This window comes from Acinetobacter sp. YH12117 (genome assembly GCF_013418865.1).
GTDB lineage: Bacteria > Pseudomonadota > Gammaproteobacteria > Pseudomonadales > Moraxellaceae > Acinetobacter > Acinetobacter indicus.
In genome coordinates, this window is record NZ_VPBF01000052.1 from 1 (window position 1) to 15425 (window position 15425).

At 48.8% G+C, this 15425-nt stretch carries 18 protein-coding genes and 1 pseudogene; 15 read left to right on the forward strand and 4 right to left on the reverse strand.

Annotated elements, in window-relative coordinates; translation table 11 throughout:
* Positions 1–172: 172 nt before the first annotated feature.
* Entirely contained in the window at positions 173–889 is a 717-nt protein-coding gene (gene rph, locus FTU55_RS13490; protein ID WP_005180961.1) for a ribonuclease PH, read from the reverse strand.
* A 208-nt stretch (positions 890–1097) separates the two neighbouring features.
* Here rph and FTU55_RS13495 point away from each other — a divergent pair, with 208 nt between their 5' ends.
* Positions 1098–1781 carry a TetR family transcriptional regulator gene (locus tag FTU55_RS13495; RefSeq protein ID WP_180047364.1) on the forward strand — a complete coding sequence of 228 codons (684 nt, stop codon included), beginning with the start codon at positions 1098–1100 and terminating at the stop codon, positions 1779–1781.
* A 30-nt stretch (positions 1782–1811) separates the two neighbouring features.
* Here FTU55_RS13495 and FTU55_RS13500 read toward each other — a convergent pair whose 3' ends face one another.
* On the reverse strand, positions 1812–2429 hold the full coding sequence (locus tag FTU55_RS13500; protein WP_016658685.1) for a thiol:disulfide interchange protein DsbA/DsbL: 618 nt from the start codon (positions 2427–2429) through the stop codon (positions 1812–1814).
* Between the two features lie 181 nt (positions 2430–2610).
* Between FTU55_RS13500 and ubiG the strand changes: the two genes are divergently transcribed.
* The 14 genes from ubiG (at position 2611) to FTU55_RS13570 (ending at position 14632) form a co-directional block, all read left to right on the forward strand.
* Positions 2611–3327 (forward strand): bifunctional 2-polyprenyl-6-hydroxyphenol methylase/3-demethylubiquinol 3-O-methyltransferase UbiG, encoded by a 717-nt coding sequence (gene ubiG / locus FTU55_RS13505; protein ID WP_005180969.1) that lies wholly within the window; start codon positions 2611–2613, stop codon positions 3325–3327.
* Positions 3324–4019 carry an HAD family hydrolase gene (locus FTU55_RS13510; protein WP_180047365.1) on the forward strand — a complete coding sequence of 232 codons (696 nt, stop codon included), beginning with the start codon at positions 3324–3326 and terminating at the stop codon, positions 4017–4019. The genes ubiG and FTU55_RS13510 overlap by 4 nt, the downstream gene beginning before the upstream one ends.
* 25 nt (positions 4020–4044) lie before the next feature.
* On the forward strand, positions 4045–4791 hold the full coding sequence (locus FTU55_RS13515; protein ID WP_005180975.1) for a YciK family oxidoreductase: 747 nt from the start codon (positions 4045–4047) through the stop codon (positions 4789–4791).
* Positions 4792–4962: 171 nt separating this feature from the next.
* On the forward strand, positions 4963–5382 hold the full coding sequence (locus FTU55_RS13520; RefSeq protein ID WP_005180979.1) for a hypothetical protein: 420 nt from the start codon (positions 4963–4965) through the stop codon (positions 5380–5382).
* 177 nt (positions 5383–5559) lie between these two features.
* Positions 5560–5715 carry a hypothetical protein gene (locus FTU55_RS13525; RefSeq protein WP_005180980.1) on the forward strand — a complete coding sequence of 52 codons (156 nt, stop codon included), beginning with the start codon at positions 5560–5562 and terminating at the stop codon, positions 5713–5715.
* Positions 5716–5944: 229 nt separating this feature from the next.
* Positions 5945–6340: an RcnB family protein gene (locus FTU55_RS13530; RefSeq protein ID WP_005180983.1), complete on the forward strand. Its 396-nt coding sequence runs from the start codon at positions 5945–5947 to the stop codon at positions 6338–6340.
* Positions 6341–6584: 244 nt separating this feature from the next.
* Entirely contained in the window at positions 6585–6938 is a 354-nt protein-coding gene (locus tag FTU55_RS13535; RefSeq protein WP_005180985.1) for an RcnB family protein, read from the forward strand.
* Positions 6939–7072: 134 nt separating this feature from the next.
* Entirely contained in the window at positions 7073–8428 is a 1356-nt protein-coding gene (gene argA / locus FTU55_RS13540; protein WP_180047366.1) for an amino-acid N-acetyltransferase, read from the forward strand.
* 334 nt (positions 8429–8762) lie between these two features.
* Positions 8763–9746 carry a sulfonate ABC transporter substrate-binding protein gene (locus FTU55_RS13545; protein WP_180047368.1) on the forward strand — a complete coding sequence of 328 codons (984 nt, stop codon included), beginning with the start codon at positions 8763–8765 and terminating at the stop codon, positions 9744–9746.
* Positions 9747–9756: 10 nt separating this feature from the next.
* Positions 9757–10752, forward strand: coding sequence for an aliphatic sulfonate ABC transporter substrate-binding protein (locus tag FTU55_RS13550; protein WP_180047370.1), 996 nt, complete (start codon positions 9757–9759; stop codon positions 10750–10752).
* Positions 10753–10788: 36 nt separating this feature from the next.
* Positions 10789–11964 (forward strand): FMNH2-dependent alkanesulfonate monooxygenase, encoded by a 1176-nt coding sequence (ssuD, locus tag FTU55_RS13555; protein WP_016658677.1) that lies wholly within the window; start codon positions 10789–10791, stop codon positions 11962–11964.
* Complete coding sequence (ssuC, locus tag FTU55_RS13560) at positions 11964–12779, forward strand: aliphatic sulfonate ABC transporter permease SsuC (RefSeq protein ID WP_160240810.1); 816 nt, start codon at positions 11964–11966, stop codon at positions 12777–12779. Before ssuD ends, ssuC begins: the two co-directional genes overlap by 1 nt.
* A 13-nt stretch (positions 12780–12792) precedes the next feature.
* Positions 12793–13596, forward strand: a complete 804-nt coding sequence (locus FTU55_RS13565) for an ABC transporter ATP-binding protein (protein WP_016658676.1) — start codon at positions 12793–12795, stop codon at positions 13594–13596.
* Between the two features lie 382 nt (positions 13597–13978).
* Entirely contained in the window at positions 13979–14632 is a 654-nt protein-coding gene (locus FTU55_RS13570) for a TetR family transcriptional regulator C-terminal domain-containing protein (protein ID WP_005181018.1), read from the forward strand.
* A 43-nt stretch (positions 14633–14675) separates the two neighbouring features.
* Here the strand turns inward: FTU55_RS13570 and FTU55_RS13575 are convergent, their stop codons facing one another.
* Positions 14676–15242, reverse strand: coding sequence for a hypothetical protein (locus FTU55_RS13575; RefSeq protein ID WP_005181021.1), 567 nt, complete (start codon positions 15240–15242; stop codon positions 14676–14678).
* A gap of 65 nt (positions 15243–15307) precedes the next feature.
* A pseudogene (locus tag FTU55_RS15015) lies at positions 15308–15425 on the reverse strand (RNA-guided endonuclease TnpB family protein); the annotation flags it as partial.

Here is a 15425-nt window from a genome sequence, read left to right on the forward strand (position 1 = left end):
TCATGAAATACGGTATTCTGATGTGACAAAACCTGAATCCTGGTCGTTAAAGTGTTTGTTTACACTCATATTTTAACTGTTAGGACTCAGGTTTTTTTATTTAAAGCAAACTATGGGACAGCAGTGATCCGGAGATGCGTTTTATAAATATATGGTTCTGATCTTGCAGTGTTTACCAGCCCAAGGCCTGTTGCTGCTTTTTGATCAGTTCCTGAATGCCCTGCTCGGCCATTTCCAGCATGGCATTACATTGCAGACGGGTAAATGGTTTATCTTCAGCAGTGCCCTGAATTTCAATAAATTCACCGGCCTGGGTCATCACTACATTCAGGTCAGTCTGGCAGTTTGAATCTTCTTCATAGCACAGGTCCAGCAATACTTCGTCCTGATACATACCCACAGAAATAGCAGCGACCAGACCTTTTAACGGGTCCTGTTTAATTTTTTTGCTTTCCAGCAGCACATTCATGGCATCGACCAGCGCCACCGCTGCACCGGTAATTGCGGCAGTACGGGTACCGCCATCGGCCTGAATTACATCACAGTCAATGGTAATGGTATTTTCACCGAGTTTTTTCAGATCGACCATGGCACGCAGACTGCGGCCAATTAAACGCTGGATTTCCTGAGTACGGCCGCTCTGTTTACCCCGTGCCGCTTCACGGTCACTACGCGTATGGGTAGAACGTGGCAACATGCCATATTCTGCAGTTACCCAGCCCTGGCCTTTGCCTTTTAAAAAGCGCGGTACCGAGTTATCAATACTGGCAGTACACAGCACTTTGGTATGACCAAATTCAACCAAGACAGAACCTTCCGCATAACGTGTGTAATTACGGGTAATTTTGACATCACGCAATTGATCTAGGGTACGTTGGTCGATACGCATAAGTTGTCCTTATTTTGACTCAAATAAATTGTCGGCCAGTATAGCAGATGCAAGCGCACAGGTTTTGTCCCCGGGTCGGCTTTTACACAATCTCGCCACAGAAAAGCGGGCCCTACACAGCCAATGCAACAGCATGGCTGCTGCCCGGACCGATTCTGCTCTATAATAGCCACAGAGATGAATTTTTAAACAGTATCAGGGATGTGACATGTCGATTCGGGAAGAACGTAAGCAGCAAAGTCGTCAGGCCATTTTAGATGCGGCCCTGACCTTAAGTACTGCCGAGCGCTCTTTTAGCAGCATCAGCTTAAGGGAGATTTCCCGCCATGTCGGGCTGGTGCCAACGGCGTTCTACCGGCATTTTCAGGATATGGATGAACTCGGTGCAGAACTGGTCGATCAGGTGGCGCTGCATTTAAAAAGCATTCTGCATCAGCTGGGTCAGGCCTATTTATATCTGCCCAATGCCAAAACCCGCACCAGCGTTGAACTGTTTTTTCAGGCAGTCGATCAGCATCCGCAGCAATGGATTTTTCTAATTGCCGAACGTTGGGGCGGCTCGGCCACGGTACGTCAGGCCATTGCCCGGGAAATCGAGTTTTTAATTGATGATTTTGCCAACGACCTGAAACGGGTAGAAAGCGTGCAGCATTTTGAACATCCGGAAGATTTTAAAGTACTGGCCAATATTTTAATTAACCTGTCCTTTAACTGGGCCATGAGCTGGATTGGCCTCAGTCGCCAGTTTGAAGGTGAGGCCCTAAGCCAGCAGCAGCAACAGTTTACCAAGCAGACCATTATCCAGGTGCAATTGCTGTTTCGTGGTATTAGCCATTGGGAGCGACCAAACATCACAATGCATGAAACCGCAGCACTAAAAAACCCGCTTTAAACAGCGGGTTTTTAACATCATGTTGGGCTTTTATTTGGCTTTACGTTCTTTATCGACCAGGTAGTTCACCACCTGAATCACTTTGCCGTTATCGCCCGACACCACATATTTACCATTGACCACCACTGCCGGCACACCGGTCAACTGGTATTGGCGCGCCAGTTTATTGGCCTGTGCCACTTTAGAGGTAATCGCAAAAGAGTTAAACATGCTGTTGAACTTGGCTTCAGGAATACCGTATTTGACAAAGAATTTGGCCTGGGATTTCTGGTCAAAAATCTGCTGGCCTTTGTCATGAATGGCATGGAATAACGGCAAGTGGGTACGTTTACGGACGCCCAGTGCTTCCGACACATAATAGCCGCGCGCATTCATTTCCCAGACCTGGTTCATGGCAGCCGGAGTACGCACAAAGTTCACATCTTTTGGCAGCTTACGCAGCCAGGCTTGCATATGCGGCTCCAAGGTAAAGCAGTGGCCACAGCCATACCAGAAGAATTCACGGACTTCAATTTTACCCGGCACATCGACTTTGCCCGGATTGGCCAGTACGCGATAGTCTTGGCCTTCAACAAAATTGGCCGCCCATGCGCCACCTGAAATTGCAAACATTGCGGTTGCAAGGCTACCCAAAAGAAACTTTTTCATTGAACTTATTGTCCTCATAAATCGTTATGATTAGCTTATGCGAACACTATAAATCAATTATGCCGTTTTCGTTTTGCTTCTGTGAACTTTTTTACGGCTTTTATCGCTTTTTCCAGAATAAACGCTACACTAAACAGCATAGACTTTTTGAAATCATAATAACTTGATTGAGGTGACACCAATGTCGCAACTGAATGTTGATCCGCAAGAAATTGCCAAATTTGAAGCATTCGCAGCTATATGGTGGGATCAGCATTCTGAGTTCCGCCCTTTGCATCAAATTAACCCGCTCCGTTTAAACTGGATTGATGAACATTCAGGCGGACTGGCTGGCAAAAAAGTGCTGGATGTCGGTTGTGGCGGCGGCATTCTTTCGGAAAGCATGGCGCGCCGTGGTGCCGATGTACTCGGGATTGATATGGGCGAGGCGCCGCTGAATGTGGCACGTTTACATGCCCAGCAGGAAGGCGTCGAAAATATTGAATATCGCCAGATTCCAGTTGAGCAACTGGCAGAAGAACAGGCTGGCCAGTACGATGTGGTGACCTGTATGGAAATGCTGGAGCATGTACCCGATCCGGCCTCAATTATTCAGGCCTGCCAGAAGCTGGTCAAACCGGGCGGCCATGTGTTCTTCTCGACCATTAACCGTAATCCGAAAGCCTATTTATTTGCGATTATTGGCGCGGAATATGTGCTGCGTATGCTGGCCAAAGGCACGCATGATTATCATAAATTTATCAAGCCGTCCGAACTGGCACACGATATTCGCAATGCCGGCCTGAAACTGAAAGATATGACCGGTTTGCACTATAACCCACTGACCAAACGCTACTGGCTGGCGCCCAATGTTGATGTCAACTATATGGTGCATACCCTGAATGAAGGTGGCCAATGAAAGCGGTTTTATTTGACCTCGACGGCACCTTAATTGATACCGCGGCCGACTTTATCCGTATTATTCAGGACATGTGCCGCGATAAAGGCTGTGACATTGTCGCCGCCGAGCAGATTCGCACCCAGGTCTCTGAAGGCGCACGCGCCATGGTCAAGCTGGTATATCCGGAGCTGGAAGTGGAAGACCCGGTCTTTTTAGGCCATCGCCAGCGCTTTTTAGACCTTTACGGCGCCGATATTGCGGTAGAAACCGACCTGTTTGAAGGCATGTATCCACTGCTAGAGCAGCTGGAACAGCAGCAAATTCCCTGGGGTATTGTCACCAACAAGCCACGCTGGCTCAGTGAAGCGCTGTTAAAAGCCCTGAACCTGACCGAACGCTGTGCGGTACTGGTCTGCCCGGAAGATGTCAGCAAGACCAAACCCGATCCGGAACCGATGTATCTGGCCGCAGCACAGCTGGGACTGGAACCGCAGCAGTGTGTTTATGTCGGCGATCATCCACGTGATATTGATGCCGGACGCAATGCCAGCATGTACACCATTCTGGCGGCTTATGGCTATTTACCCTTACAACACAAAGATGACTTAACAGCCTGGCAGGCAGACTGTATAGTGAATAATGTCACAGAATTACATCAGGTCTTGCACCAGATGCTGTCACAGCAACAACAACATTCAATCACTTCATAATTACAGCAAAAAACGGAGGTCGATCATGAAATATTCAGAATATCAACCTCGCCCTGATCTGCTCAAAGATCGCGTGATCCTGATTACAGGTGCGGGCGACGGTATTGGACGTGCAGCCGCGATCAGCTTTGCACTGCACGGCGCAACCGTTGTCCTGCATGGTCGCACCCTGAATAAACTGGAAGTCATCTATGATGAAATTGAAGGTTTAGGCGCGCCGCAGCCAGCCATTCTTCCGCTCCAGCTGTCCAGTGCGTCATCGCGTGATTATGAATTGCTGGTCGATACGCTCGACAAGCAGTTTGGCCGTCTGGATGGCATTTTGCACAATGCCGGCATTCTGGGTGAACGGACCGAACTGGTGCATTATCCGGCTGATGTCTGGGATGATGTGATGGCCGTCAACCTGCGGGCACCCTTTGTCATGACCCAGGAACTGCTGCCTTTACTGGAAAAATCGGCACATGCTTCGGTGGTATTTGCCAGTTCGGGCGTCGGTCGTGAAGTACGTGAGCGTTGGGGCGCCTATTCGGTGTCTAAAATTGCCATTGAAGCGGTCAGCAAACTGTTTGCCCAGGAAAATGTACATCCGAATATCCGTTATAACTGCATTAATCCGGGCGCGACCCGCACCGCCATGCGCGCCAAGGCCTATCCGGATGAAGACCCGAAAACCTTGCCGACACCGGAATCAATCATGCCAGCCTATTTATATTTAATGGGCGATGACAGTCTGCACATGAACGGCCAGAGTATTGATGCACAGGACTAATGCCCTCGCTGTGTCCATGAAGGAAGCCCTGTGCTTCCTTTTTTATGCCCATCCATAAAGCTGTAATTGCTCCCACTTTGCGTAAATATACCGGTTTGGGCTTAAGTCGGCTTGAATTTCAGCAAAATTTGCCGATACTAAAGCCCTGTTTCTGATTATCCCGAGATGCCCATGTCTGACTTTAGCAATATCACAGTAACGACCCATGAAGATGGCATGGTGTCTTTATTGATTAATGGTCAAGCCATTTCTGAAAAATACGGCATGAAATTTGAAGCCAGTATTCTCGATGAACTACAGGCACTCGAGACCGGGCAAAACCTGAAACTGTTTGACCAGTTTATCTTTTCGCATACCGATCTGAACTTTGAACATCACTACAGCTATATCACCGGTATTTATAAACAGGCCGAGGACTATGCCGTCTATAAAAACTTTGTCTACCGGATTCTGGTCGATGGCCAAGCCCCGGTCGAGCATGTGATTACCAAACAGGGCCAGCCAATGAGCGCCGAAGATGTACGCGAATTTATTCAGGCGCATATCCAGAAGTCACTGACCGACTATACCGACCTGAAATATGCCTACTAAGCACATGCTTGAATCCAGGACCTGCGGGTCCTTTTTTATGCGCTGCTAAATTTTATACACTACCAGACCATAAATCGTATTTTTAAATCATTTTTATAAAATTATTCGGTTTTTCAAATTGAAACATCCGGCCTATACTGCTACTCAACCGCAATGAATCAATGAAAGGAGCAGCACATGGCCGACCAGCAACGTAAAAATGACATTATCCGTTCCATTGAACACTTACAACTGCCCGCCAGCTTATTGGCTGTACTTGAAGATGGCCAGCAGGCCGAATGTCTGGCCCATGCCATCGACTCCTTGCAGGACTTAAGCCAGCAATGGAACTGACTGCGGGCAGAATCCCGGCAATACGGGCTAGGCTTTTTGCGCCCAATGTTGTATAACCAGTTCACGTGACAACAGATAAGTCTTTCATCATCTGTTACTTTTCCAGCATAATATCCAAAATATCTCTGCTTTCGATAAAGAATTAACGATCTTTCTTCACAGTTTCTCTGCATTTTTTTCGTACAGTAAGACACAGTGAAATAAAAGACGATAAACGAGGTTTTTTCACATGAAAAAGATAGTGACAGTTATGGCGATCTCTTTCAGTGCGTTGCTGGCCAGCGGGATCACTGCGGCTGCACCTCAGTTTGACAATCCGGGACGCGGCTATGAACAGTCACGTCAGCACGGTCAGGGCAAAAAACATCGTGAATATCGTGAATCGAAAGAGGTTTATGAAAAACGCCGCCAGCGTGAAGAACGTGGCTATCAGCGTTTACAGCAGCATAAATGGCAAACCGGTTATGTGATGCCGCAGCATTATCGTGGCAATGGCTACAAAGTCGAATATAAAGAGCATAACCTGCCTAAACCGGACCGTAAGCAGCAATGGTATAAGGTCAATAATGACTATATTCTGGTCAATGCCGATACCCACAGTATTCTTAAAATCCTGTCTTTCTAAGCTGCACTCCAACCGTTTCAGTCTCACTCCTCGGTTGCCCAAACATCGGTTTGGGCTTTTTTATATCGGCAATTCTTTAAGCTGCTATTTTGGCTGTAGGGCAGATGCTAGCCGGCTTTCAGGCTCTCCGCTTTTTCTTCATGATTTTCACAATTCATCTCAATTGCTCTCATCCTTTATCTCAACTTTCTGGTTAATTTGGACGTATTCCAGAGATATACAGTTTGACTCAAAGGTGAGCGTCATGAAAAAAGTATTAACCACCATTGCCCTGTCTTTAAGTGCGTTTATGGCTACTACAGCCATGGCTGCGCCTGATCATCGTGATCATGACCGTCGTGCGGCAACCCACTACAAACATCAGGACAGCCGTTGGGACCGTGATCATAAACGTCCGGTTGTGCGCGTAAATCCAAGCCGTGACTGGCGTGTGGGCCAGACCTTACCGCGTGCCTATGACCAGTCCCGTTATAAAGTCAGTGACCGCGAAGCGCGTCGTTTACCAAACACCGGCCGTTATCAGCAGTGGTACAAAATTAATGGCGATTACGTGATGATCAACGAACGTACCAACCGGATTATTCGCATTATGGGCTAAGGGTTTCGTCTCATTTTCCCTTCCCTCTTTACACCTGAACCACCCCGTTCAGGTGTTTTTTTATTTTTTCAGCTTACGCCCCGGTATTTTTTGATTAGAATCCGCTATAAGACTTTTGCTTGATTGAGACCGGCATGCACCTGAATTCTACCGAAACATCACACAGCACAACTTTGCAATATGTGCACTGGTTTCGACATTCTGCGCCTTATATCAATGCCCATCGCAACAAAACCTTTGTGCTGATGTTTGATGGTGAAGCGGTCCTGCATGACAATTTCCAGCATATTATTCATGATATTGCCCTGCTGCATTCGCTGGGTATCCGGCTGGTACTGGTGCATGGTGCCCGCCCGCAGATTAACCAGAATTTACAGGCCAGCCAGATCGACACCCCGTTTCATCAGCAACGGCGCATTACCACCCGCGAATCGTTAAGCTGTGTCATGAATGCAGTCGGTTCAATTCGCCTGCAGATTGAAGCCCTGCTGTCGATGGGACTGGCCAACTCGCCGATGTACGGCGCCCGCATTGATGTGGTCTCAGGTAATTTTATTACCGCCAAACCCTATGGTATTCGCGATGGAGTCGATTTCCAGCTGACCGGCGAAGTGCGCAGTGTCGATACCGATGCCATTCAGCGTCATCTGGACAATCATAATATTGTCGTGCTCGGCCCGACCGGCTATTCCACAACAGGCGAAGTGTTTAATTTACTGGCTGAAGAAGTCGCCACCAAAACCGCAATTCGCCTGCAAGCCGACAAGCTGATTTTCTTGGGCAAACAGCAGGGTTTACTGAATGAACAGGGTCAGCTGCAACGTGAAATCCGCCCATCCCAGCTCAATCATTATATTGGTCTGTATCAGGCCAGCCAGCCGGAAATGGCCCTGCATTTACGCGGCGCACAGGATGCTGCCACTCAGGGCGTCAATCGCGTACATCTGATTTCCTATGCCTCTGATGGCGCACTACTGGAAGAGCTGTTTACCCGCGATGGTGCCGGTACCATGATTACCGATGCCCATTATGAAGAAGTGCGCACCGCCAATATTCAGGATGTCGGCGGTCTCATCAGCCTGCTGCGCCCGCTGGAAGAAGAAGGTGTGCTGGTCTACCGTTCGCGGGAACGGCTGGAAAATGAAATTGAACAGTTTGCGGTGATTGAACGTGATGGCACCATTCTGGCCTGTGCGGCGCTGTATCCGCTACCGGTCAGCGACAATGAACTGCGCTCGGCGGAAATTGCCTGCGTGGCGGTACATCCGGCCTATCGTAAATCCAATCGTGGCAGCCAGATTCTGCATTATCTGGAAGATAAAGCCCGTAGCCTTGGTATTCAGCAGCTGTTTATTCTGACCACTCGTACTGCGCACTGGTTTCTGGAACAGGGCTTTGAGCCGGCCAATGTCGATGACTTACCCAATGCCCGCCAAGCCTTATACAACTACCAGCGTAATTCACTGGTCTGTAAAAAGTCACTCACCTGATCTGTTCAAGGCCGGCTTTAGCTCAATTTGGCATATGCTTATCTGCAGCTGGCCCAATTCTGCTGCATCTGGTATTAGCAGGAATTAGTATAAGCTTATTCCTGCGCCTTCAATTTAATAAAAATATTTTAAATACAACTACTTAATATTTTAACTTTTAATAGATTATCCATTTTATAAATCAGATTTATGCATAAGATTTGCACATCTTTATTTATCTTTTTTCCTGATTAGAAATTCCTGATTTGTTATTTTTTTCGAAAAAGAAAAATCTTTAAGGTAGCTCTCATTCTCCACTTTTGAATTTTTTTAATTTCCGAGAGCAGGTATTTTCATGAGCAGCCTACGCCGTATTTTTTCAACTCAAAGCGCTATTTTATCTGCCGTGGTGGCGGGTGCCATGTCCATGACTGCCTGTAGCAGCCCCAAAGACGCCGACAACATTACCCTGAATATCGGCTTCCAGAAATACGGCATTTTACCGATTGTCAAAGAGCGTGGTGAACTGGAGCAGGCCCTAAAAGCCCAGGGTGTACAGGTGAAATGGGTAGAATTTCCAGCCGGTCCGCAATTATTGGAAGGTTTAAATGTCGGCAGTGTGGCCTTTGGTGAAGCCGGCGAAGCACCGCCCATTTTTGCGCAGGCAGCCAATTCCAAACTGGTCTATGTGGCCAACCAGCCTAAAGCGCCGCTAGCTGAGGCCTTAATTGTGCCTAAAGATTCGGCCATTCAGTCGGTGCAGGATTTAAAAGGCAAACGCATTGCTCTGAACAAAGGCTCCAATGTGCATTATCTGCTGCTGAAGCTGTTAGCAGCCAACCAGCTTAGCCTGCACGATATTCAAGTGGTGTATTTACCCCCATCCGATGCCCGCGCAGCCTTTGAACGTGGTTCGGTGGATGCCTGGGTGATCTGGGATCCGTTCTTTGCCGCAGCCGAACACCAGATTGGCGCCCGGGTCATTGCCACCGGCGAAAATCTGGTCAGCAACCATCAGTTCTATCTGGCGGATCGTCAGTTTGCCGAGCAGCATCCGCAGGTTTTAGACACCGTGGTGCAAAGCTTGAACAGCACCACGCAATGGGTGGCCCAGCATCAGGATGAAGCGGCTCAACTGCTGCAAAAACCGACCGGCCTGGATGTCGAGGTCTTAAAAACTTCAATTTCCCGTATGGGCTTTGGCGTGCAGGCCATCTCCAGTGACGTGGCCAAAGAACAGCAATATGTAGCTGATGCCTTTTATCAGCAAAAGCTGATTCCACAGCAAATTCAGATTCAGGCGGCCCTGCTGAATACGCAGTCGACACAACAAGAATGAGGAATAAAAGATGCGTAAATTAACAACCTGGGCGCTGCTGGGCATTTCCACGCTGGGACTGGGTCTCAGCGGCTGCCAGAAACCGGAAGCCCACAAGGCGGTAACAGACAACAACTCAACTGAACAGGCGGTGAAAACCATTTCTATTGGCTACCAGAAATCTTCCTTAAATTTACTGGTGGCACGTGATGAAAAACTGCTGGAACAGCAGTTCCCACGAGCCAAAATTGAATGGAAAGAATTTCCGGCCGGACCCCAAATGCTGGAAGCCCTGGCCGTTGGCGCAGTCGATTATGGTTCAGTGGGGAATACCCCGCCCATTTTTGCCCAGGCGGCTGGCAAGGAGCTGAACTATGTCGGCTATGAAGTCTATGCCGACCATTCGCTGGCCTTAGTGGTGCCGCAGCAAAGTGCCATACAGACCCTGCAGGATTTAAAAGGCAAACGTATTGCCCTGCAAAAAGGCTCCAATGCCCATGAATTTCTGGCCAAAGTGCTGGCCAAAGCCAACTTGAACTGGTCAGATATTCAGCCAATCTGGCTGCCACCGGCCGATGCACGTGCTGCCTTTGACAAGCAGTCGATTGATGCCTGGGCCATCTGGGACCCGTTCCTGTCTGCGGCTGAACTGCATGGACAGGCCCGCCCGCTGATCAAGACCGGTGATTTTGACCAGACCTATTCGTTTTATGTGGCCAATCCCAAATTTATTGCCGCACATCCACAGGCCACCACCGGCTTTCTGGCGGCCCTGAATGCCGCAGATCAGTGGATTGTTAAACACCAGTCTCAGGCCCTAGAAATTTATCAGAAAAATACCGGCCTGGACCCGGCGGTCGCCAAAAACGCCTTTGACCGCCGCCTGAAACCGTCACCGATTCAACGCTTAAACCCGACGGTCATTCAGGCCCAGCAGAAAATTGCTGACCAGTTCTATCAGCTCAAGCTGATTCCAAAACCGATTGAGGTCCAGCCGATTGTCTGGACGGCTCCAACTGCAGATTGATGACCGAGTAATCCCATTGAAATAAAGGACGATAATATGAAAATTTTCTGGTTTATTCCCACCCATGGTGACAGCCGCTATTTAGGTACCAGCAAAGGTGGCCGTCAGGTCGATCATGCCTATATGAAACAGATTGCAGTGGCAGTGGACAATTTAGGTTATGAAGGTGTGCTGATTCCAACCGGCCGTTCTTGCGAAGATCCGTGGATTACTGCAGCCAGTTTAATTGATGCGACCCAGAACCTGAAATTTCTGGTGGCCTTGCGTCCAGGCGTGACCACACCAGCCTTAGCAGCGCGTATGGCGGCGACGTTTGACCGTTTATCTGGCGGCCGGGTGTTACTGAATCTGGTCACGGGCGGTGATGAACAGGAACTGAAAGGTGATGGTGTCTATGAAGATCATGCCACGCGTTATCAAACGGCTGCGGAATACACCACCATCTGGCGTGAAATTTTAACCCGCTCGCATACAGGTGAATCGTTCAGCTTCCACGGCGAACGTTTACAGGTCGATGAAGCCAAGCTGCTCTATCCACCAGTCCAGCAACCATATCCACCGCTCTGGTTTGGTGGCTCTTCCGATGCAGCCATTGAGCTGGCCACCGATCAGGTCGACACCTATTTAACCTGGGGCGAACCGCCGGCAGCAGTAAAAGAAAAAATTGAAACGGTACGTGCCAAAGCCGCGGCCAAAGGCCGCAGTCTAAACTATGGCATCCGTCTGCATGTGATTGTACGTGAAACCAATAAAGAAGCCTGGCAAGCAGCCAACGCGCTGATCCAGTATGTCGATGATGCCACCATTGCCGCAGCACAGGCCAAGTTTAAAGCGATGGATTCCGTCGGTCAGCGCCGTATGGCTGAACTGCACAATGGCGATCGCAGCAAACTGGAAGTCTCCCCAAATCTTTGGGCAGGCGTAGGCCTGGTACGTGGTGGAGCCGGTACGGCACTGGTCGGTGACCCTGAAACAGTGGCGGCCCGTATTCAGGAATATGCCGACCTGGGTATTAGCACCTTTATTTTCTCCGGCTATCCGCATCTGGAAGAATCCATCCGTTTTGCCGAACTGGTGTTCCCGCTGTTGCCGCTGGAAACCCGCAAGAAACTGGCACAACCGAATTTGACCGGTCCTTTTGGGGAAATTGTTGCGAATAACTATGTCGCCGCAGACAGCCAGGCGAGCAAACAGCTGAAGGAGCCGGCCTGATGAGTAAAACCATTTCCCTGGAGCAGCTGGCAGAGGCCAAAGTTTCACGTGGAACATCATTTGGGCAGCGGGTGCTGCCCTGGCTGGTGCCATTATTACTGATTGCTTTCTGGCAACTGGCCTCAAGTACCGGCCTGCTGGAAAGCCGGATTTTACCGGCACCAACGGCAGTGGTTAGTGCCTTCTGGGGCTTACTGGTCAGTGGCGAGCTGTGGCAGCACGTTCAGGTCAGTGCCGGACGTGCCCTCCTCGGCTTGTTGATTGGCGGTGGTTTGGGCCTGCTGCTTGGCCTGTTAAATGGCTCCTCCAAAACCGCCTCGACCCTGCTGGATACCACCTTGCAGATGATTCGTAATATTCCGGCTTTGGCGCTGATTCCGCTGGTGATTCTCTGGTTCGGGATTGATGAAACAGCCAAATTATTTCTGGTTGCGATTGGCGTGTTCTTTCCCATTTACATTAATACCTATCATGGCATTCGCTCGGTCGATCCACAGCTGATTGAAATGGGCAAAAGCTACGGCCTGAGCCGCTGGCAACTGTATAAGGAAATTATCTTGCCGGGTGCAATGCCTTCAATTCTGGTTGGACTGCGCTTTTCTTTAGGTCTGGTCTGGGTGCTGCTAATTGTCGCCGAAACCATCTCCGCCCAGTCCGGGATTGGTTATATGACTATGAACGCGCGTGAGTTTTTACAGACCGATATCGTGCTGGTTGGCATCCTGCTGTATGCCCTGCTGGGTAAACTGGCCGACGTACTGGCCGTGGCTTTGGAACGCTATTTACTGCGCTGGCATGCCGGCTACCAGAAATAAGGAGTGAGCGAAGATGAGTAATTTAATTGCTGGCTTGCATGCCGAGCACAGCAGCCCGAAACTGCGCAGCAATCCGGATATTCAGCCGCAGGCGGTGGCAGGTGCGGAAATCCTGATTGAACAGTTACACAAGTTTTATGGTTCGGTGAAGGTGCTGCAAGACCTGGATCTGCATATTCAGCCGGGCGAATTTCTGGCCATTGTCGGACGCAGTGGCTGTGGCAAAAGCACCCTGCTGCGTTTAATTGCCGATCTGGAAAAACCAAGCTACGGCGAAATCAAATTTAAGTCGGCACGGCATATCCGCGAAGGCATTACCTCGGATGATATCCGGGTGATGTTTCAGGACCCGCGTCTGCTGCCATGGCGCAGCATCGAGCAGAATGTACAGCTTGGTCTGGGCAAAGACCAGTACGCACATGCCAGCGCCCTGCTGGAAAAAGTCGGTCTGAAAGACAAAGCCGGGCTATGGCCCTCGCAACTGTCTGGCGGTCAACGACAACGTACCGCGTTGGTACGTGCCCTGTCGCATCAACCGCGGATTTTATTGCTGGATGAACCTTTAGGTGCACTGGATGCCCTGACCCGTCTGGAAATGCAGAAGCTGATTGAACGGCTCTGGACCGAACAGGGCTTTACTGCCATTTTAGTCACCCATGATGTCAGTGAAGCGGTACAGCTGGCCGACCGGATTATTCTGCTCGATCGTGGTCATATTGCCAAAACCTTTCAGGTCAATTTACCGCGCCCGCGGCAAAAAAGTATTGCCTTTGCCGAACTGGAGCAGCAGGTGCTAGATGCAGTCTTGGCCACATGAGGATTAATTTTGGTCTGAGCCTGCCCCCGCAGCTTTACCCTTAAATTCCGGCTCAATTTAAGGGTAAAACTTCATCTCGGTTTATGAAACTTTTGTGACATAGGCCCGAATAGATGCAGGATTATTTCTATAAACTATGTCTTATATTTTGATTTAAAATAAAAGAATAAAAAATCTTTGAAATCAAGCCTTCAGTTATATTTTTTACCAGACTCAAAAAGTGTGCTTTATAGGGCTTAAATTTAACAATCCTGGGGAAATTATTAGTTAATCTACAAAATTCTGCTGCATTTATCATAATTTGCAATAGACGAGGATGCACAAAACTGATGATTTGACGTACAATTCGTGATTCCCCCTTTTCATTGTTTTTTAATTGCTAATGGAACAAAAAAAGAGTACTCAAAAACGACATCAGTTGCTGAACGCAGCACTCGACGTATTTTCCTTATACGGTTTTAATGGGGCGAGCTTAGATGAAATCGCTCAGATTGCAGAAATGCATAAGTCGAATATTTTCTATTACTATGAAAATAAAGAAGCGTTATATGTAGAAGTGCTGACCACTGTATTACAGAAATGGCTGGCGCCACTGCAAATGCTGGAAGCCGAGCTTGAACCTGAAGAAGCGATCACCAACTACTTATTGCAAAAGATTGAAGTGTCTCGCACCCAGCCAAAAGCTTCACGCCTGTTTGCGCTGGAAGTGATTCAGGGTGCCCCGCATATTCTGGAAATCCTGAAAGGTCCGCTGAAAAAACTGGTCAAGCGTAAAGCCAAAGTCATCAGCAACTGGCAGGAACAAGGCAAAATCTCCAAAGATATTGACCCTGAACTGCTGATTCTGAATATTTGGGCCCTGACCCAGAACTATGCAGACTTCGCGACGCAAATGGAAATGGTCACCGGCAAAACCCTGCGCAACCGCAGCATGCAGCAGCGCATTATCCAGCATACCGTGCATCTGATGCTTTATGGTATTGTGCCGCGTCCAGAACTGAATACCGCACCTCCCTCAGAATCAATCGACGATTGAGCATGATTTTGGCATACGACCATAGTTTGCTATGGTCGCCGAACTAAAAACCACTCTGCTGATATAACGACAATAATTTTTTCGCCCCCAGCAACAGATTTTCTTCCCAGTCCAGATGTGCCGTATCGTTGGCGCCATCGGTAATATATTTGACGGAAATCAGCCGTACATCCAGTTTTTTACAGACTTTGGCCAGCGCATAGCCTTCCATATCCACCAGATTACAGGCCACTTTCGGTGTACCAGTTTCAAAGCTGTCACCGGTGCCACAAATACCAGCCGGTAAATGGGAAAAATGCTGCGGCAAATGAATTTCCGCCGGATGATCGTCATCCATGGGCGTCACTCCGACCTGAAAACCCAACGGCGATACATCCATATCACGCTGTACAAACTGGGTCACTTCCACCAGCTCATGCGCATTAAAATAGGAGCTGCCGGCCGTACCTAAATTTAACAGGGTTTTACAGCCAGTTTTCTGAATTACCTCAAAGGCTTTAAAGGCAGCATTAATCTTGCCAATACCACTATAATGCACCTCGATGCCAGCCTGTTCAAACAGACCTTTGGATTCACTCGGCAATGCCATAATTAAGGCCAGATCCGACATTATTGCTTCTCTACCGCAGTTGCTGGGAGCCACATTAGAAAGCAAAAGGCAGAAAATTGACATCCTCACCCACCTGAAAGGAGGGTGATTCCTACTGCTAGACGCTTATGCCCAAGCGCAAGTATGTTCTTGGCGGAGTTTAAATCGCGTTGATTTACACTTCCGCATTCACATTCCCATACT

Excerpts from the sequence above, each read along its gene's own strand:
- rph (WP_005180961.1), bottom strand. The coding sequence starts at position 889 with ATGCGTATCGACCAACGTACCCTAGATCAATTGCGTGATGTCAAAATT.
- FTU55_RS13495 (WP_180047364.1), top strand. The coding sequence starts at position 1,098 with ATGTCGATTCGGGAAGAACGTAAGCAGCAAAGTCGTCAGGCCATTTTA.
- FTU55_RS13500 (WP_016658685.1), bottom strand. The coding sequence starts at position 2,429 with ATGAAAAAGTTTCTTTTGGGTAGCCTTGCAACCGCAATGTTTGCAATT.
- ubiG (WP_005180969.1), top strand. The coding sequence starts at position 2,611 with ATGTCGCAACTGAATGTTGATCCGCAAGAAATTGCCAAATTTGAAGCA.
- FTU55_RS13510 (WP_180047365.1), top strand. The coding sequence starts at position 3,324 with ATGAAAGCGGTTTTATTTGACCTCGACGGCACCTTAATTGATACCGCG.
- FTU55_RS13515 (WP_005180975.1), top strand. The coding sequence starts at position 4,045 with ATGAAATATTCAGAATATCAACCTCGCCCTGATCTGCTCAAAGATCGC.
- FTU55_RS13520 (WP_005180979.1), top strand. The coding sequence starts at position 4,963 with ATGTCTGACTTTAGCAATATCACAGTAACGACCCATGAAGATGGCATG.
- FTU55_RS13525 (WP_005180980.1), top strand. The coding sequence starts at position 5,560 with ATGGCCGACCAGCAACGTAAAAATGACATTATCCGTTCCATTGAACAC.
- FTU55_RS13530 (WP_005180983.1), top strand. The coding sequence starts at position 5,945 with ATGAAAAAGATAGTGACAGTTATGGCGATCTCTTTCAGTGCGTTGCTG.
- FTU55_RS13535 (WP_005180985.1), top strand. The coding sequence starts at position 6,585 with ATGAAAAAAGTATTAACCACCATTGCCCTGTCTTTAAGTGCGTTTATG.
- argA (WP_180047366.1), top strand. The coding sequence starts at position 7,073 with ATGCACCTGAATTCTACCGAAACATCACACAGCACAACTTTGCAATAT.
- FTU55_RS13545 (WP_180047368.1), top strand. The coding sequence starts at position 8,763 with ATGAGCAGCCTACGCCGTATTTTTTCAACTCAAAGCGCTATTTTATCT.
- FTU55_RS13550 (WP_180047370.1), top strand. The coding sequence starts at position 9,757 with ATGCGTAAATTAACAACCTGGGCGCTGCTGGGCATTTCCACGCTGGGA.
- ssuD (WP_016658677.1), top strand. The coding sequence starts at position 10,789 with ATGAAAATTTTCTGGTTTATTCCCACCCATGGTGACAGCCGCTATTTA.
- ssuC (WP_160240810.1), top strand. The coding sequence starts at position 11,964 with ATGAGTAAAACCATTTCCCTGGAGCAGCTGGCAGAGGCCAAAGTTTCA.
- FTU55_RS13565 (WP_016658676.1), top strand. The coding sequence starts at position 12,793 with ATGAGTAATTTAATTGCTGGCTTGCATGCCGAGCACAGCAGCCCGAAA.
- FTU55_RS13570 (WP_005181018.1), top strand. The coding sequence starts at position 13,979 with ATGGAACAAAAAAAGAGTACTCAAAAACGACATCAGTTGCTGAACGCA.
- FTU55_RS13575 (WP_005181021.1), bottom strand. The coding sequence starts at position 15,242 with ATGTCGGATCTGGCCTTAATTATGGCATTGCCGAGTGAATCCAAAGGT.